20 protein-coding genes are annotated in these 20,745 nt (G+C 69.6%); 10 read left to right on the top strand and 10 right to left on the bottom strand.

Going from position 1 to position 20,745, the window contains the following annotated elements:
• The first annotated feature begins 3 nt into the window (after positions 1-3).
• The gene (locus Q0Z83_RS39705; protein WP_317788514.1) at positions 4-1,362 is read left to right on the top strand and encodes a cystathionine beta-synthase; all 1,359 of its coding nucleotides are present in this window, start codon (positions 4-6) and stop codon (positions 1,360-1,362) included.
• Between the two features lie 146 nt (positions 1,363-1,508).
• On the opposite strand, the gene Q0Z83_RS39700 is transcribed toward Q0Z83_RS39705, so the two are convergent.
• Positions 1,509-2,531: a DUF695 domain-containing protein gene (locus Q0Z83_RS39700; protein ID WP_317788513.1), complete on the bottom strand. Its 1,023-nt coding sequence runs from the start codon at positions 2,529-2,531 to the stop codon at positions 1,509-1,511.
• Between the two features lie 150 nt (positions 2,532-2,681).
• On the opposite strand from Q0Z83_RS39700, the gene Q0Z83_RS39695 reads away from it, so the two are divergent.
• Positions 2,682-3,041, top strand: a complete 360-nt coding sequence (locus tag Q0Z83_RS39695) for a hypothetical protein (RefSeq protein WP_317788512.1) — start codon at positions 2,682-2,684, stop codon at positions 3,039-3,041.
• A 282-nt stretch (positions 3,042-3,323) separates the two neighbouring features.
• On the opposite strand, the gene Q0Z83_RS39690 is transcribed toward Q0Z83_RS39695, so the two are convergent.
• The 4 genes from Q0Z83_RS39690 to Q0Z83_RS39675 all read right to left on the bottom strand — a co-directional run bounded on the left by Q0Z83_RS39690 (position 3,324) and on the right by Q0Z83_RS39675 (position 7,431).
• Entirely contained in the window at positions 3,324-3,827 is a 504-nt protein-coding gene (locus tag Q0Z83_RS39690) for a GNAT family N-acetyltransferase (protein ID WP_317788511.1), read from the bottom strand.
• A gap of 19 nt (positions 3,828-3,846) precedes the next feature.
• Complete coding sequence (locus Q0Z83_RS39685) at positions 3,847-4,737, bottom strand: ribonuclease Z (RefSeq protein ID WP_317797244.1); 891 nt, start codon at positions 4,735-4,737, stop codon at positions 3,847-3,849.
• Positions 4,738-5,022: 285 nt separating this feature from the next.
• On the bottom strand, positions 5,023-5,964 hold the full coding sequence (ppk2, locus tag Q0Z83_RS39680; RefSeq protein WP_317788509.1) for a polyphosphate kinase 2: 942 nt from the start codon (positions 5,962-5,964) through the stop codon (positions 5,023-5,025).
• A gap of 45 nt (positions 5,965-6,009) precedes the next feature.
• Positions 6,010-7,431 (bottom strand): CYTH and CHAD domain-containing protein, encoded by a 1,422-nt coding sequence (locus tag Q0Z83_RS39675; RefSeq protein WP_317788508.1) that lies wholly within the window; start codon positions 7,429-7,431, stop codon positions 6,010-6,012.
• 89 nt (positions 7,432-7,520) lie between these two features.
• Here Q0Z83_RS39675 and Q0Z83_RS39670 point away from each other — a divergent pair, with 89 nt between their 5' ends.
• Entirely contained in the window at positions 7,521-7,700 is a 180-nt protein-coding gene (locus Q0Z83_RS39670; RefSeq protein WP_317788506.1) for a hypothetical protein, read from the top strand.
• Positions 7,701-7,706: 6 nt separating this feature from the next.
• On the opposite strand, the gene Q0Z83_RS39665 is transcribed toward Q0Z83_RS39670, so the two are convergent.
• Entirely contained in the window at positions 7,707-8,036 is a 330-nt protein-coding gene (locus Q0Z83_RS39665) for a hypothetical protein (RefSeq protein ID WP_317788505.1), read from the bottom strand.
• A 347-nt stretch (positions 8,037-8,383) separates the two neighbouring features.
• Between Q0Z83_RS39665 and Q0Z83_RS39660 the strand changes: the two genes are divergently transcribed.
• Complete coding sequence (locus tag Q0Z83_RS39660; RefSeq protein WP_317788504.1) at positions 8,384-10,429, top strand: flagellin N-terminal helical domain-containing protein; 2,046 nt, start codon at positions 8,384-8,386, stop codon at positions 10,427-10,429.
• 42 nt (positions 10,430-10,471) lie between these two features.
• Here the strand turns inward: Q0Z83_RS39660 and msrA are convergent, their stop codons facing one another.
• Together msrA and Q0Z83_RS39650 are read right to left on the bottom strand one after the other, a co-directional pair.
• On the bottom strand, positions 10,472-11,134 hold the full coding sequence (msrA, locus tag Q0Z83_RS39655) for a peptide-methionine (S)-S-oxide reductase MsrA (protein ID WP_317788502.1): 663 nt from the start codon (positions 11,132-11,134) through the stop codon (positions 10,472-10,474).
• 2 nt (positions 11,135-11,136) lie between these two features.
• Positions 11,137-11,583, bottom strand: a complete 447-nt coding sequence (locus Q0Z83_RS39650) for an HIT family protein (RefSeq protein ID WP_317788500.1) — start codon at positions 11,581-11,583, stop codon at positions 11,137-11,139.
• A gap of 24 nt (positions 11,584-11,607) precedes the next feature.
• Between Q0Z83_RS39650 and Q0Z83_RS39645 the strand changes: the two genes are divergently transcribed.
• The 3 genes from Q0Z83_RS39645 (at position 11,608) to ilvA (ending at position 15,527) form a co-directional block, all read left to right on the top strand.
• A complete protein-coding gene (locus tag Q0Z83_RS39645; RefSeq protein WP_317788499.1) occupies positions 11,608-12,759 on the top strand; it encodes a cystathionine gamma-synthase in 1,152 nt (383 codons plus the stop codon).
• A 26-nt stretch (positions 12,760-12,785) separates the two neighbouring features.
• On the top strand, positions 12,786-14,144 hold the full coding sequence (locus tag Q0Z83_RS39640; RefSeq protein ID WP_317788497.1) for an amidase: 1,359 nt from the start codon (positions 12,786-12,788) through the stop codon (positions 14,142-14,144).
• Positions 14,145-14,279: 135 nt separating this feature from the next.
• On the top strand, positions 14,280-15,527 hold the full coding sequence (gene ilvA, locus Q0Z83_RS39635) for a threonine ammonia-lyase (protein WP_317788496.1): 1,248 nt from the start codon (positions 14,280-14,282) through the stop codon (positions 15,525-15,527).
• A gap of 52 nt (positions 15,528-15,579) precedes the next feature.
• Here ilvA and greA read toward each other — a convergent pair whose 3' ends face one another.
• Both greA and Q0Z83_RS39625 read right to left on the bottom strand, forming a co-directional pair.
• Positions 15,580-16,074 carry a transcription elongation factor GreA gene (gene greA / locus Q0Z83_RS39630; protein ID WP_317788495.1) on the bottom strand — a complete coding sequence of 165 codons (495 nt, stop codon included), beginning with the start codon at positions 16,072-16,074 and terminating at the stop codon, positions 15,580-15,582.
• A 134-nt stretch (positions 16,075-16,208) separates the two neighbouring features.
• Positions 16,209-16,628 (bottom strand): DUF4307 domain-containing protein, encoded by a 420-nt coding sequence (locus Q0Z83_RS39625; RefSeq protein ID WP_317788494.1) that lies wholly within the window; start codon positions 16,626-16,628, stop codon positions 16,209-16,211.
• 116 nt (positions 16,629-16,744) lie between these two features.
• On the opposite strand from Q0Z83_RS39625, the gene mca reads away from it, so the two are divergent.
• The 3 genes from mca (at position 16,745) to Q0Z83_RS39610 (ending at position 20,745) form a co-directional block, all read left to right on the top strand.
• The gene (gene mca / locus Q0Z83_RS39620; protein WP_317788493.1) at positions 16,745-17,626 is read left to right on the top strand and encodes a mycothiol conjugate amidase Mca; all 882 of its coding nucleotides are present in this window, start codon (positions 16,745-16,747) and stop codon (positions 17,624-17,626) included.
• Positions 17,627-17,642: 16 nt separating this feature from the next.
• Positions 17,643-17,996: a hypothetical protein gene (locus tag Q0Z83_RS39615; protein WP_317788492.1), complete on the top strand. Its 354-nt coding sequence runs from the start codon at positions 17,643-17,645 to the stop codon at positions 17,994-17,996.
• 232 nt (positions 17,997-18,228) lie between these two features.
• A complete protein-coding gene (locus Q0Z83_RS39610; RefSeq protein WP_317788491.1) occupies positions 18,229-20,745 on the top strand; it encodes a putative bifunctional diguanylate cyclase/phosphodiesterase in 2,517 nt (838 codons plus the stop codon).

Genomic DNA, 20,745 nt, shown 5'->3' with positions numbered 1-20,745 from the left:
GACGTGCGCTATTACGACAACGTAGTCGAGATCATCGGCAATACCCCCTTGGTCCGATTGAACAGCGTGACCGAGGGCATCAGTGCCACCGTGCTGGCCAAGGTCGAGTACTTGAACCCCGGCGGCTCGGTCAAGGACCGGATCGCGCTGCGGATGGTGGAGGACGCCGAGAAGGCGGGCCTCCTCAAGCCGGGCGGCACGATCGTCGAGCCGACCAGCGGCAACACCGGCGTCGGGCTGGCCCTGGTGGCTCAGCGGCGTGGTTACAAGTGCGTCTTCGTCTGCCCCGACAAGGTCAGCGAGGACAAGCAGAACGTGCTCCGGGCGTACGGCGCCGAGGTGGTGGTCTGCCCGACCGCCGTGGCCCCGGAGGACCCCCGTTCCTACTACAACGTGTCCGACCAGCTGACCCGGGACATCCCGGGCGCCTGGAAACCGGACCAGTACAGCAACCCCGCGAACCCGCGGTCGCACTACGAGGAGACCGGGCCGGAGCTCTGGGAGCAGACCGGCGGCAAGATCACCCACTTCGTGGCGGGGGTCGGCACCGGCGGCACGATCAGCGGCGTCGGGCGTTACCTCAAGGAGCAGGGGCCGGTGCGGATCATCGGCGCCGACCCGGAGGGGTCCGTCTACTCCGGCGGCACCGGGCGTCCCTACCTGGTCGAGGGCGTCGGTGAGGACTTCTGGCCGACGGCGTACGACCGGGACGTCACCGACGAGGTGATCGAGGTCAGCGACTCGGACTCGTTCGAGATGACCCGTCGTCTCGCCCGTGAGGAGGGCCTGCTGGTCGGCGGCTCCTGCGGGATGGCCGTGGTGGCCGCGCTCGAGGTGGCCCGCAAGGCCGGCCCGGACGACGTCATCGTGGTCCTGCTGCCGGACGGCGGCCGTGGCTACCTTTCGAAGATCTTCAACGACAAATGGATGGCACGGTACGGCTTCCTGCGCACCCAGGAGGGCACCCCGACGGTGGCCGACGCCCTGGCCGGCAAGGGCGCCGAGATCCCGCCGCTGATCCACGTGCACCCGACCGAGACGGTCCGCGACGCCATCGACTACATGCGGGAGTACGGCGTGAGCCAGCTCCCGGTGCTGAAGGCCGAGCCGCCCGTGGTGACCGGCGAGGTGGCCGGCTCCATCTCGGAGAAGGCGCTGCTGGACGCGCTCTTCACCGGTCAGGCCCACCTGCACGACACGATCGAACGGCACATGACCGACTCGCTGCCGATGATCGGTGGCGGTGAGCCGGTCGCCGAGGCGGTCGTGCTGCTGGAGAAGGCGGACGCCGCGATGGTCCTGGTCGACGGCAAGCCCGCGGGCGTGCTGACCCGTCAGGACCTGCTCGCCCACCTGAGCTAGCTGGCTCCGCTTCGCTCCGCGGCAAAATGCCTTGTAACCGGTGATGAGGCACGCGATTTTCCGACGCCCGCGGGGTTTGCGGGTGGCGGAAAATCACATGCCTCATCACCGGCGGCATTTTGCGGGCCGCCCAGTTCTCACTCCGCTCACGGGGCCAGGTGTTCGACCTGTTCCCAGCGGGGGTCGGGCGTGACGGTGATCCGGACACGCCCGTCCTGCCAGCCGCCGATCAGCGGTTTCAGGACCTCGGCGGCCACCGGGCTGTCGGCGTAGAGGTGCGTGGTCCGTACCCCGTCGCTGGTCTCGTGGGCGACCACCACCATGCCGTCGGCGTGTGCGGCCACGTGGTCCTCGAAGCCGTGCAGTTCGGCCAGCGCCGCCTTGTCCGGGAAGCCGTTCTCGTCCCGGGCCGAGTACGGCACGTCCATCCGGATGTGCAGGTCGTGCCCGGGCCAGCGGGCCGGGCGGAGCCGGGTCTGAGCCATCGCGATGATCGGTTTCCCGCCCCGGATCCCGGACATGTTGCGCCAGCGCGGCTCCCCGTCGGCCGGTTGCATCGCGGCGACCAGGTCGGCCAGCCGCGGACCGGTCAGCCCGGCGCCGGTGAGGGTGGTGACCGCGTCGATCGCGCCGACCCAGATCTCCACGGTGTCCTCGCCGAGCAGCCAGTCGAGCGAGAGGTACGCGATCTGCCCGCGCGCCTCCTCCGGTAGCCCAGGGAAGGCCGGGTGCCACACCTCGACGTTCACGCAGTCGCGTTCCTCGTCGTGGTCGGCGTGGAATCGCAGCTCACCCAGGTCCAGGTGGTGGCCGTCGATCGCCAGCCGGGCCCCGTCCAGTGCGTCCGGCCGGCCCTGACGGGCGGCCGCATAACCGAACGTCTCGTCCGGCGCCGGCCCGGCCCGCCGCCAGCGCTCGGCCAGGGAACGCAGCTCAGGTGATCCGCCGGTGCTGACCACCAGCAGATGCCGGGACGTCGTGCCGGCCGCGAACTCCCAGTGCAGGTCCGGATGGATCGCGGTGACCAGGGCGGCGATCTCCTCGATGAGCGTGTCGTCCGGACCGCCGTCGATCATCTTCTCGGCGCGCGGCCGAGCGCTCGCCCACCAGGCCCAGAACGCCGTGATCGCGTCGGCCGGGCCCGCCTTCTGGCGCCTCTTGAAGATCACGGCAGGACCGTACCAACAAAGGGCCGGATACGGCGTGAACAGCGCGGTAGACAGCCTCGGTACATGGATCGTCACGGATAGTCGCGGCAATCGCACAGACAGTCCGACCGCCTGATGGGCCGCTGCTGTTGTATGTGTCGTGACGGAGCTATGAGCCACTCCCGGACGAAGGGGCAGGAGATGGTCGACGTCGACGAGGCGGCGCCCGCCGGCATCGTGGACCGCCTGCTGTGGCGGGACGCGCAGAACATGCTCGGGCGCCACGTGGAGTCCCGCAACGGCACCTGCGTCTGGTGTGGATGGCGCTGGCCGTGCTCGGCGCGACACCTGGCCGAGCGCGCCGACGCGATCGCCAGGCGCCCCTGGCGTGAGGCTTGGACGCTCCGGCACGACCTGAACAGCATGCGGGCCCTGCCCGGACGACGGGCCGGGCTGGACGAGATCGGCGGCCGGTACACCGGTGCCGGCTCGCACCACCGCAACGACGACCACCGGAGGTATCAGGCCTGACCCCAGGACCACGACGTCGCCGACACGCTTGACCGTCCCCCGGCAAGTACGGCTTCCCGGCCCGGCCGACGTCGACCAGCGGTGACACCGGGGCGCCCCGCCAGCGCACCGGTATCCCGCGCCCAGACCCGCCCTTGAACTGGATCCCAGATCGGCACGCCTCCGCTGATCGAGCGCCTCCGGCCAGGCGCATCCGGTTCGGGCGGGGCGGTGGGCGGGAGCACGCGACTACAGGTTCCCCCGCATTCACTCGGTCGCGTGTTCCCGCCCAACCAGCAACCCCTACAGCTCGTGTGTGTAGCGCAGCTGCGGCAACGGATGATCGTTGACCGGTGCGACCCTGGTCGCGCCGTCCGGCGTCCAGCCGCCACGCTCGTAGAAGCGCCGTGCCACCTGGTTGTCCGCCAGCACCCACAGCACGGCCCGGTCCGCGTCGAGAGTCGCCAGCTGCGCCAGCGCGTTGATCATCAGTTGCCGGCCGATGCCCGAGCCGACCCGACGCGGCTCCAGATGGATCGCGTACAGCTCGGCGGCACCGTCGGTCTCGCTCGGGCCGACGTAGGTGAATCCGGCCAGCTCACCGTCCGCCTCGGCGACTGTCATCAGGTGTGTCTCGCGTTCCCACTTCCAGCGCTCCACCCACCAGGCGCTCATCGCCTCCGGCCCGCGGGCGGCGAACGTCTCGGGCGGCAGCAGACCGGCGTAGGCGGCGGCACGGGAACGATGATGCAGCGCGCCGACCGCGATCAGGTCGGCATCCTCCACCGGGCGAAGCAGAACTGTCATGCCACCAAGGGAACCAGTCTCAGGCTGCCGCCTGACGCGAGGGCACCTTCACCCGGGACAGATCCTCGGCGATCACCACCGGACCGTCGAACTCCTTGCGCGCCTCCTCCAGGAAGCGGTTCGGGTCCGGATAGCGTTGCGAGAAGTGCGTCAGGACCAGCTTTCGTACGCCGCACTCGCGCGCGACCGCAGCGGCCTGGCCGGCCGTGAGATGCCCGACCTGCGCGGCGAGTTCCGCGTCCTCGGCGAGGAAGGTCGACTCGATCACCAGCATGTCGACGCCCCGGGCCAGCTCGAACACGCTGTCGCAGAGGCCGGTGTCCATCACGAAGGCGAAACTCTGCCCGGGGCGGGCCACGCTCACCTGCTCCAGGGTGACGTCACCGAGCCGGCCGGTGCGCTGCAGCTCACCGACGGCCGGGCCGCCGATGCCATGCTCGGCCAGCAGGGCGGGCACGATTCGGCGCGAGTCCGGTTCGGTCAGGCGGTAGCCGTACGTCTCGATGGGGTGTCGCAGTGGAAGCGCGGTGAGTCGCCCCGCGGACGTCTCCACCTCGAATCCGGCGCCGACCGGACCGGGCACGATCTCCGCGTTGTCCCAGTAGCTGGTGGCGTGCCGCAGGCGGTCGAAGAACTCCTGCCCACCCGCCGGGTAGTGCACGGTGACCGGATGCGGCACCTTGTCGAGCGAGATCCGCTGGAGCACGCCGGGCAGGCCGAGGCTGTGGTCGCCGTGGAAGTGGGTGATGCAGATCCGCCTGATCGGGGTGACCGGGAGGCCGGCCATCAGCAGCTGGCGCTGGGTGCCCTCACCCGGGTCGAAGAGGATCACCTCGTCGTCCCAGCGCAGCAGATAGCCGTTGTGGTTGCGGTGCCGCGTCGGCACCTGGCTCGCGGTGCCGAGCACCATCAGCTCGCGCGTCACCGAAACTCCCCCCGGATATGAAGCGACCCCTGGGGACTTCCGCGATCGCAATCACGGTCCGGTCGGACAAGGCCGGATCCCCAGGGGTCGGGTGGCTGTCTGATATTCGCCGCACCGCTGCCACACGGTCTCGACGTAGAGCTGTCAAGGACAGCGGCTAGCGGACAGCCACCTCACGAGTCCCGTTGCTATACAACTTCGGACCACCTCCCTTCACGTGTACGGCCACGTTATCCAGCCCGTGCGGGGAGTGCCAACGAATTTGAATCACTACAGACGCGGGAATATCAGCGGGGAGTCGTTGGTGCTCTCGACGAACAGCGAGGCCGGTCCGACGATCTCCGGGTCCGGGACACCGACGATCTCCGGGTCCTTACCGGTGTAGTCGAACCTGTTCAGAACGTGCCGCATCGCGTTCAGCCGGGCCCGCTTCTTGTCGTTGCTCTTCACCACCGTCCACGGGGCGTCCGCGGTGTCGGTGTAGAAGAACATCGCCTCCTTGGCTTCGGTGTAGTCGTCCCACTTGTCCAGGGACTTGAGGTCCATCGGGGACAGCTTCCACTGCCGGACCGGGTCCACCTGGCGGATCGCGAACCTGGTCCGCTGCTCGCCCTGCGTCACCGAGAACCAGAACTTGACCAGCTTGATGCCCGAGCGCACGAGCATCCGCTCCAGCTCCGGGGTCTGCCGCAGGAACTCCAGATACTCCTTGCGGTCGCAGAAGCCCATCACCCGCTCCACGCCGGCCCGGTTATACCAGGACCGGTCGAAGAGCACGATCTCTCCGGCCGCCGGCAGGTGCTTGATGTAGCGCTGGTAATACCACTGGGTGCTCTCGCGCTGGTTCGGCTTCTCCAGCGCGACGACCCGGGCGCCACGCGGGTTCAGATGCTCCATGAACCGCTTGATCGTGCCGCCCTTGCCCGCCGCGTCCCGGCCCTCGAAGAGGATCAGCAGCCGCTCGCCGGTGTCCTTGCACCAGTTCTGCAGCTTCAGCAGTTCGATCTGCAGCAGGCGTTTGTCGTGGTCGTACTCCGGGCGGGGCAGCCGCTCGTCGTACGGATAGTCGTCCCGCCACGTGTCCACCGGCTGGCCGTCGGCGTTGAGCAGACGCGGGTCGTCGTCCTCGTCGTCGACGACCCGGTAGCCGGACAGCTCGGCGATCGGCCCGTCATAGGGGTTGGTGGTCGCCTGATCGAACTCGGATTGCATGACACTGATTCATACCCGCGAACGCCAAGACCACAACCGGCTTGATCAGAACACTCGCCTAACTTTTCGACGCCGAGACGCCTTCGCCAGCGCCGGAACCTTCGCCAGCGCCTCCCGGCCCACCTGCTCCTGCCGGCCGTACAGCACACCGAAGTGGAAACTGTCCGAACCCAGCTCGCGCAACACCCCACGGGCGATGTTCGAATCCTGGTAGTCGCCGAGCCCGTCCTGCAGGGCGGTCAGCGCCTTCACCAGCCGCTTCGCAGGTTTGCCGGCGCTCGGGGCGATCAGCTCGACGGCGTACCGCGCCTGCTTGAAGCCCTTCCGCGACTCGTGGATCTCCTCGTCGACACCGGAGGCCAACGCCGCGTCCAGCTTCTCGTCCGCCTTCGCCAGCACCTTCCCGGCCCGGCGAACCGGGTCCGGGGTGCGCGGTGAACCGTGGTCCACCAGCTCGTCGATGCGGTCCAGCAGATCCAGGTAGCGGTCCGTCTCCAGCGCCTCGGCCAGCTCGGCCCGGCCGGTCTCGATCCGGTGCTCCAGGTGCGCCCGCACCCGCTGTGCCGTGTGCGCGAACTCCGGGCCGGCCTCGTCGACCAGCGCCAGCAGCTTGTCCTCCAGCACCTGCGGGTCACGGACCGCGCCCAGTACCCCGGCCAGCCAGCGCAGCTCGTCGCGCAGATCCTGCTCGTCGAACGCCTTCTTGTACGTCTTCAGCGTGCTGCGCAGACGACGGGTGGCGACCCGCATCTGGTGGACGGCGCGCGGCTCACCACGGCGGGCCGCCGGGTCGAAGCCGACGATGGCGTCGCGCTGCTCACGGGCGTACCGCATGACGGGGTTGTCGCTGTTTTTGGTCTTTTTGGCGGGCTTGATCGAGGCCAGCCGTGCGGCCAGCGCCCGGGCCACCTTCGACGGGCCCGCGGCCGGGGTCGCGCCGGCCTCGAACAGCCGCTGCTCGACCGCCTCCAGCACCGCCGTGTCCCCGTCGACCAGCTCGACCTCGACCTCCTGCCAGACCGTCTCGGTGCCGTCCGACTCGGCGGTCACCCGGTCCTGTGCGACAAGCGCGAGCGTGCGGCCGTCGGCGTCGCGCAGCGGCGTCTCCACCCGATGCGTGCGCAGCCGCGCCACCGGACCCAGCGGGCTGCGCCGCACGATCGACCGGACCAGGGCGATCAGCTCGGCCGGCACCGTGTCGCCGCTCGCCGGCAGCCGATGCTCGGTCCGGCCGTCACCGTCGCCCGGGGTCTTCAGATGCCAGCCCGCGTCGTTGCCGCCGCTGCGTTGCCGAAGAGTCCGGCGATTTCTCATCAAGCGGAGGTCTTCGGTGTCGAAGTACGTGGCGTCGAGATCATGGGTCTCGGCACCGTCGACGCCGGCTATCTCGCCGACACCGACCAGGTCAGGAAGTTCGAACGTCTCTGGGACGTCGTATTTGCGCTCGGTCTCGGTGGCGATCTCCACCCGTCCATGGTGCCTGGCCCGACGGCTCGTGCACAGCGGTGTCTCAGGTTCGCCTGGCATCGTGGTGGCCCGGCCAGTAAGGAGTGCTCATGGAGAAGTCCGAACGCCGCCCGATCACACTCGCCGCCTCGCTCGCCGGGCTGCGCCTCATCGGCGCCGGCGCCGTTCTCGGCCTGGCGCTCGCCGTCCCCGCGTCGCCCGCCCAGGCCGACCCGCCCCGGCCCCCGGCCACCACGCAGGACCAGCCCGACGAGGCGCCGGAGGGCTAGGGTTCGTCACCGTCGCAACTCGTCGCTGGCCATCAGATAGATGGCTCGGGCGTAGTTGGCGGTCGCCGCGTTGTAGTACATCGTCGCGAGGCCGGTGCTGAAATTGTTCGTGGTCAGCGCGTTCTTCGCGTTCGACGACGCGGACCAGCGGATCTCGGCATCGGTGGTGCTGATGCCGCGGCGCGCGCAGCGCAGCCGGTTCATCTCCTTGCCGGTCCGCCAGGTGTCGAGGGCCACTTCGGCCTCACGCATCATCGCGCGGGCCTGCTGCATCAGGGACTCGGCGAGGTCCCAGGCGTCCTGCTCGTTCTCGTTGTGCTGGTAGATCGGATTCACATCCACCTCCCGCTGGCTCGATTTCGAGTTTGAGCGGAGTTTCCGGACATGTCGACTTTTTTCGATCGCCAGCGTGAAATCCTCCCCACCCACTTGCCACCCGCCACCCCGCCTGATCACCGGTGCTCCCCGTCCCGTCGCGGACCCCGCCCCTGATCGCCTCTCCGCAAACCTGGACATAGCTTTGATAACGCTTCCAAACGGGCAGTAATCTGATTCGGCAGAAAAGCCAAAAGAGTTTTTGGAGAATCCTCAACGAGGGCACGGGACAGCCCCCAGTGGGGTGAGCGCGACGTCATGACTCATGGACGGGTCGGTTCGAATCCTGGATCAGGGAGGAGCCACTCATGGGTCTTCGTATCAATCAGAACATCGCCGCGCAGAACGCCTACCGGAACCTGTCGGTCACCGACAACCAGATGGCCAAGTCCCTGGAGAAGCTGTCCAGCGGCTTCCGGATCAACCGCGCCTCCGACGACGCGGCCGGTCTGTCGATCTCCGAGGGCCTGCGCTCGCAGACCAGCGGTCTCAAGGTCGCCGTCCGCAACACCCAGGACGGCGTCAGCGTCGTCCAGACCGCTGAAGGCGCGCTCAACGAGTCGACCGCCATCCTGCAACGCATGCGTGACCTGGCCGTGCAGACCTCGAACGCCGGTGCGGTGGACGCCGACGCCAAAGACGCCGCGAACAAGGAACTCCAGCAGCTCAACCAGGAACTGGACCGGATCGGCAGGACCACCTCGTTCGGCAAGTCGAAGCTGTTCGACGGCTCGTTCGGCGCCATCGCGAAAACCGTTGACGGTCGGGCCTTCGCGGCAGGCACCCGTGGTGCGGCCATCGGTGGTGTCGCCATCGCGCTCACCGGCGGGGGAGCCACCTTCAAGCTCACGCAGATCGACGGCGCCGCCACTGTCCCGGCCACCGGCATCGACGTCACCCTCCCGGCCGGGGCGCTCTCGGCCACCTCCAGCGGCCAGGACGTCGCCAAGGCGGTCAACACCGCGATCTCGGCCGCGCTCAAGGGCGCGGGTTACCAGGGCAACGAAGTCCAGACCACGGCCAGCACCGCGGCCAACGGCGACACCACCTTCAGCATGTCCGGCACCGGCACCTTCAAGATGATCGACGGTGCCTACGGTGTCGATCTGCTCGCCAAGATCGGCCTGGCCCCGTCCCCCGTCGTCACAAGCGTGACGGGAAGCGCGGTCGGGAACCTGGCTTCCACCATTGCCGCGCTAGACGCGGTCAGTCAATCCTTCGACCTCACGCAGATCGACGGCGCCGCCGTGAGCCCTCCCGTCACCATCACCATCGCGAGCGGCAGCTTTTCGAACGCGGTCACCGGTCAGGACGTCGCCGATGTCATCAACGCCGCGATCACGACCGGGCTCACGGCCAACGGCTACGCGGGCAACGAGATCAAGATGACCGCCGGCGGCGACACTTTCAGCATTTCCGGCGGCGGGGCCTTGACGATGACCGACGGTCTGGCCGGTGCTGCGCTGCTCCGCGAGATCGGCATGCCGGGCGCCCAGGTCGGTGCCCCCACGAGCGCGAAGGGGAGCGCGGTCGGGAACCTGGCTTCCACCATTGCCGCGCTAGACGCGGTCAGTCAATCCTTCGACCTCACGCAGATCGACGGCGCCGCCGTGAGCCCTCCCGTCACCATCACCATCGCGAGCGGCAGCTTTTCGAACGCGGTCACCGGTCAGGACGTCGCCGATGTCATCAACGCCGCGATCACGACCGGGCTCACGGCCAACGGCTACGCGGGCAACGAGATCACGATGAGCGCCGCCACCGCGGCCAACGGTGACACCACCTTCAGCATGTCCGGCACCGGAGCCTTCACCGCCGCCCAGGCCACCGCCACCGACATACTCGGCGACCTCGCGTTGACGAGAACCACGACGCTCACCGGTGTCACCACCGTTGTCGGTGTCACCACCATCGTCGGTGCCGCCACCGTTGTCGGTGACACCACCGTCACCGACGGAAACACCGGCCGGTTCCAGGTCGGTGCCGACCCGAACGAGCGGATCGGCATCACCATCACCGCGGTCAACTCCAACACTCTCGGCACCGCGGCACTCGACCTGACCACGGTCGACGGACCCGACGCCGCGATCACCGCGCTGAACAAAGCCATCGGCTATGTCTCCGACACCCGCGCGAACCTCGGTGCCTACCAGAACCGGTTCGAGCACACCATCAACAACCTCAACGTCGCTGTCGAGAACCTGTCGGCCTCCGAGTCCCGCATCCGCGACGCCGACATCGCCGCGGAAATGGTCACCTTCACCCGCGTCCAGATCCTGACCCAGGCCGGCACCTCCATGCTGTCCCAGGCCAACCAGTCCGCCCAGAGCGTCATGTCCCTGCTCCGCGGATGACCACCATCGGACGCCTGGATACGGCCGATGGAGAACCGATGGCTACTCGGCGACCTTCGCGACGCCCGTCGGGCAGGTCAGGCCGTTCGGGCCGTGGTTGCAGTAACCGTTGGGGTTCTTGGTCGGGGCCAGGTACTGCTGGTGGTAGTCCTCGGCGTAGTAGTACCTCGTCAGCGGCTTGATCTCGGTGGTGATCTCACCAAGCCGGGCCTTGGACACCACCGGCTGGAACGCCGCGAGCGACGCCCGCGCGGTCTCGGCCTGGGCCTCGGTGGTGGTGTAGATCGCGGACCGGTACTGAGTGCCCACGTCGTTGCCCTGGCGCATGCCCTGGGTCGGGTCGTGGTTCTCCCAGAAGGCCTTCAGTAGCTGCTCGTACCCGATCCGGCTGGGGTCGTAGACCACCTGCACGACCTCGTTGTGGCCGGTGCTGCCGGAGCAGACCTCCTCGTAGGTCGGGTTGGCGGTGAACCCGCCGGCGTACCCGGCCGAGGTGGAGTGCACGCCCGGCAACCTCCAGAAGATCCGCTCGACGCCCCAGAAGCAGCCCATCCCGAAGACGGCGACCTCGTAGCCGGCCGGCCACGGGCCCTCCAGCGGGGTGCCGAGGACCTCGTGACGGTCGGCGACCGGCATCGAGATCAACCGGCCGGGCAGAGCGGTGTCGGCGGTGGGCAGGTCGAGCTTCTTGTACCGCAGGAACACGGTCACTCCCTTCGTCCGCCCTCTGCAACGCTGAGCCGGAGGTAATCCTTACCGATGGCCTCGGCGACCGTGGTGGCCTCCTCGTCGCTGTCGTACTTCCGGCGGGGCCAGAAGAATCCGCGCAGGCCGTCGCCCTTGGTGCGGGGCACGACGTGGGTGTGCAGGTGTGGCACCGACTGGGAGACGATGTTGTTCATCGCGACGAAGGTGCCCTGCGCTCCCAGAGCGGCCGGAACAGCGGCGGCGATGGAGCGGACAAAGGCGAAATAGTCGGACAGCAGGTCGGTCGGAAGGTCGGGCAGCGTCACGATGTGCGGGCGCGGCACCACCAGAACGTGACCCTTGAACACCGGGCGGATGTCGAGAAACGCGATGCCCGCCGGGGCGGACGCGACGGTGAAAGCCGGGATCGATCCCGCCACGATGCCGCAGAACACGCAGTCCGCCATCTGGTGAGACTAGCCTTGCGCAACATGACGGCTAACAGCTACGGGTTCGACACCCTCGCCATCCACGCCGGCCAGGAGCCGGACCCGCGGACCGGTGCGGTGGTGCCACCCATCTACCAGACGAGCACCTACGCCCAGGACGCCGTCGGCGCCCCCCGCCTGGGTTACGAGTACAGCCGGTCCGGTAACCCCACCCGGGACGCCCTCCAGGAGTGCCTGGCCGCGATCGAGGGCGGTCGGCGTGGCCTGGCCTTCGCCAGCGGCCTCGCGGCCGAGGACACCCTTCTGCGTACGGTGTGCCGGCCGGGCGACCACGTGGTCATCCCGAACGACGCCTACGGTGGCACTTTCCGCCTTTTCAGCAAGGTCGCCGAGCGCTGGGGCCTGGACTGGACGGCCGCCCCGCTGGACGACATCGACGCGGTCCGGGCCGCCTTCCGCCCCGGGCACACCCGGCTGATCTGGTCCGAGACGCCGACCAACCCGCTGCTCAACGTGAACGACATCGCGCAGCTGGCCGCTCTCGCCCATGAGTACGACGCGATGCTGGCGGTGGACAACACGTTCGCCTCGCCGTATCTCCAGCAGCCGATCACCCTCGGCGCCGACGTGGTGATCCACTCCACCACCAAGTACCTGGGTGGGCACTCCGACGTGGTCGGCGGTGCGCTGATCACCGCGGACGCCGGGCTCGGCGACGAGTTGGCCTTCCACCAGAACGCGATGGGCGGCGTCAACGGTCCCTTCGACGCCTGGCTGACCCTCCGGGGGATCAAGACCCTGGGGGTACGGATGGACCGGCACTGCGACAACGCCGAGCGGATCGTCGGCTACCTGCGTGAGCACCCGGCCGTGGCGAGCGTGCTCTACCCGGGCCTGGAGACGCATCCCGGGCACGAGGTCGCGGCCAAGCAGATGAGCCGGTTCGGTGGCATGGTGTCGTTCCGTGCGGCCGGCGGCCCGGAGGCGGCGATCGCGATCTGCAACAAGGCGAAGCTCTTCGTGCTCGCCGAGTCGCTCGGTGGGGTGGAATCGCTGATCGAGCACCCGGGTCAGATGACACATCTGTCGGCTGCGGGCTCAGCGCTTGAAGTTCCCGCCGATCTCGTGCGACTGTCTGTCGGCATCGAAACCGTTGACGATCTGCTCGCCGATCTCGAGCAGGCCCTCGGATAAGACCGACGCTGGAGAAACTGAGAGCGATGGACTCGACGACCTGGGTGGGCGCCACCGCCAGACAGATCTCCCGTGCGGTGCGCCGCGGAGACGCGAGCGCCACCCAGGTCGTGGCCGATCACCTGGAGCAGATCGCCATCTCCGACCCGGCCCTCGGCGCGTTCCGGGTGGTCCGTGGCGGCGAGGCGATCACCGAGGCGGAGAAGGTCGACGACCAGGAGGACCTGGCCAACCTTCCGTTGGCCGGGGTGCCGGTGGCGGTCAAGGAGAACACCGCGGTGGCCGGGCTGCCGACGTGGCACGGTTCGGCCGCCGCCCGTACCCCCGAGGTCGCTGAAGAGGACCACGAAGTGGTCCGTCGGTTGCGCGGCGCAGGTGCCGTCGTGGTCGGGGTGACCAAGATGCCGGAGATGGGTCTGTGGGCCGTCACCGACGACGAGGGCGGCCCGACCCGCAACCCGTGGGACCTGGAGCGGACCCCCGGTGGCTCGTCGGGTGGTTCGGCCGCCGCGGTGGCCGCCGGCCTGGTGCCGATCGCGCAGGGCAATGACGGGCTCGGCTCGATCCGGATCCCGGCCGCCTGCTGTGGCCTGGTCGGGCTCAAGCCGGGCCGCGGCGTCGTCCCGGTCGACTTCGGTGACAAGGACTGGTTCGGCCTGGTGGAGAACGGCGTGCTCACCACCACGGTGGCCGACGCCGCGTTGGGCTTCTCGGTGCTGGCCGGCCAGGCCCCGGCCAAACTGGTCGAGCCGTCGAAACTGCGGATCGGCGTCTCGTTGCGGTCGCCGGCGGCCGGGGTGAAACCGGACGAGGCGAACGTCTCGGCCGTCGCCAAGGCGTCGAAGCTGCTCGTCGACGTCGGGCACGACACGGTCACCGCCGACCCGGTCTATCCGACGAGTGTGGCCCTGGGTGTGCTGGCGACCTGGTTCGCCGGGGCGTATGTGAACTCGGAGGGTCTGCCGGTCGAGCGCCTCCAGCCGCGGACCCGGCGGCACATCGCCCTCGGCAAGACGATGATGCGGGCCGGTCTGGTCCGGCAGAAGCAGCGGGACGCCTGGCGCGAGCGGTCCACCCAGTTCTTCGCCGACAAGTCGGTCGACCTGTTGCTCACTCCGGCGCTCGCGACCGCGCCACCGCCCGCCGTGCAGTATTCGGCGTCACCCTGGCGCAAGAACATGTGGGCCAACGCGTCCTACGCGCCGTACGCGGCGCCGTGGAACTACGCCGGGCTGCCCGCGATCGTGGTGCCGGTCGGCTTCCGGCCGGACGGGCTGCCGCTCGCCATCCAGCTCGTCGGGCCGCCCGGATCGGAGTTGCTGCTGCTCTCGGTGGCCGGCCAATTCGAGGTCGCCAATCCCTGGCAGCGGCACGCCCTGGTATGACCGACTGCACCGAGTGGCAGCCCCCGGAACCGGAACAACAACATCGCGGACGAGGGCCACGAGGGCATACCGATTGAACACAGTCTGAGGCCGGGCTTCCGGGGCGGCCGGGGCCGGATGGCACGATTGGTGTCCATGACCGCCTCCGGCACCTCGCTCGACCTGCTCACACTCGCCGACGTCGAAGCCGCCCGCGACCTGCTCTCCGGTGTCGTCAAGGAGACACCGCTGATCCCGTCGCGGCCACTCAGCGAGATCACCGGGGTGCCGGTCTGGCTCAAGTGTGAAAACCAGCAGCGCGCCGGGTCGTACAAGGTGCGGGGGGCGTACACCCGGATCTCCCGGTTGTCCACCACCGAACGCGCTCGCGGTGTGGTCGCGGCGAGCGCCGGCAACCATGCACAGGGGGTGGCGCTCGCCGCGGGTCTGCTCGGTGCCCGGGCCACGGTCTTCATGCCGGAGGGCGCTCCACTGCCCAAGGTCTCCGCCACCAAGGGGTACGGCGCGGCCGTCGAGTACGCCGGGAGCAGCGTGGACGACGCGCTGGAGGCGGCGCACGACTTCGCCCGTACCACCGGAGCGGTTTTGATCCATCCCTTCGACCACCCGGACGTGATCGCCGGCCAGGGCACCGTCGCCCTGGAGATCCTGGCCCAGTGCCCGGAGGCGGCGACGATCGTGACCGCGGTCGGCGGCGGCGGGCTGATCTCCGGGCTGGCGGTCGCGGCCAAGGCGCTGCGGCCGGACATCCGGATCGTCGGGGTGCAGGCGAGCGGGGCGGCGGCGTACCCGCCCTCACTGGCCGCCGGCGCCCCGCGCAAGCTGGAGTCGAGCGCGACGATCGCCGACGGCATCGCCGTCCTGCGGCCCGGTGATCTCACCTTCGCGCACGTCGCGAAGCTTGTCGACGAGGTCGTCACGGTCAACGACGAGGATCTGTCGGCGGCGCTGCTGGTGCTGCTGGAACGGCACAAGACGGTGGTCGAGCCGGCCGGTGCGGCGGCCACGGCGGCCCTGCTGACCGGTGCTCATGTGCCCGCCGCGGGTCCGGTGGTGGCCATCCTGTCCGGCGGCAACATCGACCCGATGCTGCTACTGCGGGTGATCGAGCACGGACTGGCCTCGGCGGGCCGGTTCCTGCGGCTGGCGGTGCGTTGCTCGGACCGGCCGGGGGAGTTGGCCCGGCTGCTGCGGGAGATCGCCGCGCAGCGGGCGAACATCGTCGACGTGAACCACTCGCGGCAGAGCCCGCGGCTCAGCTTCGGCGAGGTGGAGGTGGCGCTGTCGGTCGAGACCCGCGGGCCGGCGCACTCGTCGGCGCTGATCAAGGCGCTGCGCGACGCCGGTTATCGGGTGGCTCTGCTGGCCGACACGACGCCCTGACCCACGGAAAAGCCCGCGGCGAGCACGCCGCGGGCTTTCCGAAAAGCGGTGATCAGCCCTCGAAGGGGCCGAACTCGACCACGGTGACCTTGATGTCCGCGCCGCTCGGGGTCGCGTAGGTGACCGTCTGGCCGGGGCGGGAACCGAGGATCGCCTGGCCCAGCGCCGACTCGGGGCTGTAGACCTTGAGCTTGGTGGTGGACGCGATCTCCCGGGAGCCGAGCAGGAAGGTCTCGGTGTCCTTCTGGTCGTCGTCGAAGTAGATCGTCACGACCGAGCCGGGGCCGACCGCGTCGGCCGCCTTGATCTCGCCGACCTCGGAGTTGCGCAGGAACTCCTTCAAGTACAGGATCCGGCCTTCCTGACGGCTCTGCTCCTCACGCGCCGCGTGATAGCCACCGTTCTCCCGGAGGTCACCCTCCTCACGCCGTGCGTTGATCTCCGCCGCTATGGCCGGCCGGTTGGCGATCAACTCGTCGAGCTCGGCCTGCAGCCGGTCGTAAGCGTCCTGGGAGAGCCAGGTCTTCGGCGCCTCGGAACTGGACACGGTCGATCTCCTTGCTGGAACGGGGCATGGTCGAAGCACGCCACCTGAAAGGCGTCATGCTGAACGCAGCGAATTACCAAGCTTACCAGCGGTATGCGGGCCGCCCGGAAGGTGAAATGTTGTCGGATCTCGACTCAGCCCGCGGCGCGGCAGCCCATCACGTCGCCCACCGAGGCCTTGCTCTCGGTCTTCACCGGCTGGCTGACCTCGACCGCGCCACCGCCGTCACCGGCACGCACCGTCACCGCCTGTCGACCGACCTCGAAACCGTCGTAGTCGCGGGCCCGGACCATGCACATCGCGGCGCCACCGGCCGGCACCCGAACCCGGAACTCGACCACCATCTCGGTGTCGGACGGAATGCTCCAGCCGATGATGTCGGCCGTGTAGTCGGTCTGACCGAACTTGTCGTAGTAGGCATAGGTGATGCCGGAGATCACGACAACGAAGGTCACGATGGCCAGGACCGGAGCCAGACGACGCCGTCCACCTTCACGGCGACGGCCGTACCGGCCGGGCGGGAAGACCGGAGCTGTGGCGTGCGTCTCGCTCACCTGACGACCTCTCGTGCGTTTGTTGTCGGGGGGATCGGCCAGAATGGCAGGGTTCCATCTTCGCAGCCGATCCCGGCCCGCCGACGGCAGGCCTGGTCGAGAGGATCTCAACAACCGTGGCCGAGCAATTGCGTCTCATGACCGTGCACGCGCACCCCGACGACGAGTCGAGCAAGGGCGCCGCCACCATGGCGAAATATGTCGCCGAGGGTGTCCAGGTGCTGGTGGCGACCTGTACCGGTGGGGAACGGGGCAGCGTCCTCAACCCCAAGATGGATCGGCCCGAGGTGCTCGCCGACATCACCGAAATCCGCCGCGCCGAGATGGACCGGGCGCGCGAGATCCTCGGCGTCGAGCAGGCCTGGCTCGGTTTCGTCGACTCCGGGCTGCCCGAGGGCGACCCGCTGCCGCCGCTGCCGGAGGGCTGCTTCGGCCTGCAGGACCCGGAGGAGGCGGCCAAGCCGTTGATCAAGCTGATCCGCGAGTTCCGGCCGCACGTCATGACCACCTATGACGAGAACGGCGGCTACCCGCACCCCGACCACATCATGTGCCACAAGGTCTCGGTCGTGGCGTTCGAGAAGGCCGGTGACCCCGAGCTCTACCCGGAGCTGGGCGAGCCGTGGCAGCCGTCGAAGCTGTACTACAACTCCGGCTGGACCCGGGCGCGGATGCTGGCGCTGCACGAGGGCATGCTGGCCGCGGGGCTGGAGTCGCCGTATGCGGAGTGGCTGGAGAAGTGGGCCGACCGCGACGACCGGGGTGACAAGATCACCACGCGGGTCGAGTGCGGAGAGTATTTCGGGATCCGTGACGATGCGCTGCGTGCCCACGCCACCCAGGTCGACCCGGACGGATTCTGGTTCCACATCCCGCTGGAGATGCAGCAGAAGGTGTGGCCCACCGAGGACTTCGAGCTCGCCCGCTCGCTCGTGGACAGCCCGGTTCCGGAGTCCGACCTGTTCGCGGGCATCCGGGAGAAGGTCGACGCGCGCTGAGCAGTACGCTGGCGACGTGGACTTCGTAGTAGCGGTCAACAACTTCGGCGACACCCGATCGGGCGGCCTGGCCGGCCCGATGGGGTTGTTCCTCATCGTCCTCATGTGCGTGGCGACCGTTCTGTTGATCCGCAACATGAACAAGCGAATCCGTCGGCTTCCCGACAGTTTTCCTGTTGCATCTGAGCGCGATCGTGTGTCAGAGATCGCCCGCGGCGGCGACGCGGCCCAGCGTCCCGACGCCGCCGCCGCCGGTGAGGTCGAGACCGATCGATCGGTCGCCGCTGGCCAGGGCGAGGAGGCCGAGGTGACGGGCTCGCGCGACGAGTCGTCCGCGCCCGGCTCGCGCGACGGTTCGACACCCGCCTGATCCACTTCGCGCCTCGCTCGCCGCGCGTGGTTTCGACCGCCGCGCGGCGAGTGTGGCCGTCTCGACCCCGTCAAGCCCTGTTGCGTTCATCAGGATTGATTTAGCCTTCCGCCGGGGGCCGCACGGCCCCGGGACCCTGCGCGGAAGGGGGCGCCGACATGCCACTTGTCCGGCGCAAACTCTCCGTAACCGATCTGCACGTGCATCGGGCCGTGCGTCTGCGGATGGCGCCGTGAAAGCCGTCCGGGAGTCCTGGCACACCGCGACCGGCGCCCTCGGCCGCCCCCGCCCGGTGCGCATCCTCACCGCCGTCGTCGTGATCGCCGCCGCTGCCGCGGTCCTCCTCGGAGCCCTGCAACCCGTGCCGGTCGCCGACGGCCGACCACTGTCGCCGACCACCGGCGTCTGCGTCGCCGCCGTCCTCTCCGCCATCGCGCAGCTCGCCGGTCTCCGGTTCCGTCTCGGGCCGGACGCCGTCTCGGTGAGCTGGGCCGAGGCCGCCGTGGTGGTCGGCTTCGTGGTCGCACCGGCCGGCTGGCTACCGGCCGCCACCCTGGCCGGCACCGGCGCCGCCTGGCTGCTGCTCGCCTGGCTGACCGGGCTGCGCAACGTCGCCGAGATAGTCCACCTGGTCGCCTCGATGACCCTCGGCGTCGCCGGCGCCGCACTCGTCACGTCGTTGCTGGCCGGGGAGGTGCCGGTGCACAGCGGCCGGCTCCCGCTGGCCCTGGCCGCCGGTGCCGGCACCTACCTGCTCATCACGTTCGGGCTGGTCGTACTCACCCTGATGCTGCACCGCGACGCCCACCCGGGGCAGATCGCGGCCCGCGTCCTCTACGCCAAACTGCCGATGTCGATCGGCAACGTCATCGTCGGGGTCCTCGCCGTCTACGCGCTGATCCGGGAACCGCTCTGGCTGCTCGCCTTCGGCCCGGTCCTCTGGCTGCTGCACCGCACCTACCGCTTCCACCTGCGCGCCGCCGAGGAACGCCGGATGTGGGAGGCGTTCGCGGCCGCCACCGCCCGCCTGCCCGGCGCCAGCGAGGCCGAGGTGGCCCGGGCCGGTCTGCGCGGCGCCCTGGAGGTCTTCGGCGCCTGCCGCGCCGAACTCGAGGTGCACACCGGGCACGGCCGCCGGCGGTACGCCCAGGACAACCCCGGCCTGGAGGGCGACGCCGGCACGCGATCCGGAGCAGCCGTCACCCGGACCATGGTCGTGGCCGGCCGGCCGCTCGGTGAGCTCACCGTCTGGCTCGGCGACGCCGGGCTGCCGGGACCCCGCGACGAGGCGGCGATCGCCGCGTTCGGCGAAGCCCTGGCCGGCGCCCTGCACGACGCGGCCGCCCACCAGCGCATCTCCGAACTGGACGCGCGTGCCGCCCACGATCGCCTGCACGACCCGCTGACCGGCCTGATCAACCGGGTCGCGCTGGCCGGCGAGGGCGACCCGCTGCTCCGCTCGCTGGAGCGGGACCGGCAGGTGGCCCTGCTCCTGCTCGACATCGTCGGCTTCCGCCAGGTCAACAGCACCCTCGGGCACGGCGGCGGCGACGAGGTGCTGCGGCTGGCCGGTGGCCGGCTCACCGCGCTGACCCGGCCCGGTGAGCTCGTCGCCCGGATCGGTGACGACGAGTTCGCGCTGCTCCTGCCGGTGACCACGCTCGCCGACTCGACGGGGCAGCAGAGTCGACCCAGCCCGCTGCCGGCCGCCCTGCGCCGGGCCCGGGAACTGGTCGAGCAGTTGCGACTGCCGGTCGAGGCGGCCGGGGTCCGGCTCTCCGTCGAGGTGACCGTCGGCGTGGCGGTGGCCGCGGCGGGAGAGGCCGAGGTGGCTGAACTGCTGCGCCGCGCGTCGATCGCGGTGGACCGGGCCAAGGAGCTCGGCATCACCGTCGGGACCTACGACAGCGGTCAGGACGCCAGCAGCACCGACCAGCTGGCGCTGCTCGCCGACCTTCAGGACGCGTTCGCCGCCGACGACCAGATCCTGCTGCACCTGCAGCCCGCCGTGGATCTGGTGACGGCCGCACCGACCGGGGTGGAGGCGCTGGTCCGCTGGCGGCATCCGCGCCGGGGTCACCTGTCGCCGGCCGAGTTCCTGCCCGCGGTGGAACGCAGCGAACTTCTCATCCCCTTCACCAGACGGGTGCTCGACCTGGCGCTGGCCTCGGCGGCGGACTGGACGGCGGCCGGCATCGACGTGCCCGTCTCGGTCAACGTGTCGGCTCGCAGCCTCACCGACCCGACCTTCCCGGCGCAGGTCACCGAGGCGTTGCGCCGGCACCGTACCCCCGCGTCCCGTCTGGTCCTGGAGATCACCGAATCGGTGGCGGTCAGCGAGCAGGAGATCGTCGACGAGGTGCTGGCCCGGCTGCGGGCCTCGGGTGTGCAGGTGTCCCTCGACGACTTCGGCACCGGTTTCTCGTCGCTGGCGTCGGTCACCCGGATGCCGGTCGACGAGATCAAGATCGACAGGTCGTTCGTGGACGAGATGATCGACTCGGCGGCGGCCGGCGCGGTCGTCCGGGCCGCCGTCGAACTCGGCGTCCGGCTCGGGGTCCGGGTGGTCGCCGAGGGCATCGAGACGATCGAGCAGCGGGCCGCGCTGATCGCGCTGGGCTGCCCGTCCGCGCAGGGTTACCACTTCTGCAAGCCGATGCCGGCCGACAAGATCGTCCAGGCGCTGACCCAGCTGGCCCGGTCGGCCCCTCCGAATGTCACCCAGCTCAGGGCCGACGGCACGGCATAG

It is taken from the genome of Actinoplanes sichuanensis, assembly GCF_033097365.1.
Lineage (GTDB): Bacteria > Actinomycetota > Actinomycetes > Mycobacteriales > Micromonosporaceae > Actinoplanes > Actinoplanes sichuanensis.
The sequence above is the reverse complement of the archived record's forward strand: the minus strand, read 5'-3'. Positions and strand labels throughout refer to the sequence as shown.

What these genes read in the sequence shown, in the direction of transcription:
- Q0Z83_RS39695 (WP_317788512.1), top strand. Translation starts at nt 2,682, where the DNA reads ATGAGCCACTCCCGGACGAAGGGGCAGGAGATGGTCGACGTCGACGAG.
- Q0Z83_RS39690 (WP_317788511.1), bottom strand. Translation starts at nt 3,827, where the DNA reads ATGACAGTTCTGCTTCGCCCGGTGGAGGATGCCGACCTGATCGCGGTC.
- Q0Z83_RS39685 (WP_317797244.1), bottom strand. Translation starts at nt 4,737, where the DNA reads ATGGTGCTCGGCACCGCGAGCCAGGTGCCGACGCGGCACCGCAACCAC.
- ppk2 (WP_317788509.1), bottom strand. Translation starts at nt 5,964, where the DNA reads ATGCAATCCGAGTTCGATCAGGCGACCACCAACCCCTATGACGGGCCG.
- Q0Z83_RS39670 (WP_317788506.1), top strand. Translation starts at nt 7,521, where the DNA reads ATGGAGAAGTCCGAACGCCGCCCGATCACACTCGCCGCCTCGCTCGCC.
- Q0Z83_RS39660 (WP_317788504.1), top strand. Translation starts at nt 8,384, where the DNA reads ATGGGTCTTCGTATCAATCAGAACATCGCCGCGCAGAACGCCTACCGG.
- Q0Z83_RS39650 (WP_317788500.1), bottom strand. Translation starts at nt 11,583, where the DNA reads ATGGCGGACTGCGTGTTCTGCGGCATCGTGGCGGGATCGATCCCGGCT.
- Q0Z83_RS39645 (WP_317788499.1), top strand. Translation starts at nt 11,608, where the DNA reads ATGACGGCTAACAGCTACGGGTTCGACACCCTCGCCATCCACGCCGGC.
- Q0Z83_RS39640 (WP_317788497.1), top strand. Translation starts at nt 12,786, where the DNA reads ATGGACTCGACGACCTGGGTGGGCGCCACCGCCAGACAGATCTCCCGT.
- ilvA (WP_317788496.1), top strand. Translation starts at nt 14,280, where the DNA reads ATGACCGCCTCCGGCACCTCGCTCGACCTGCTCACACTCGCCGACGTC.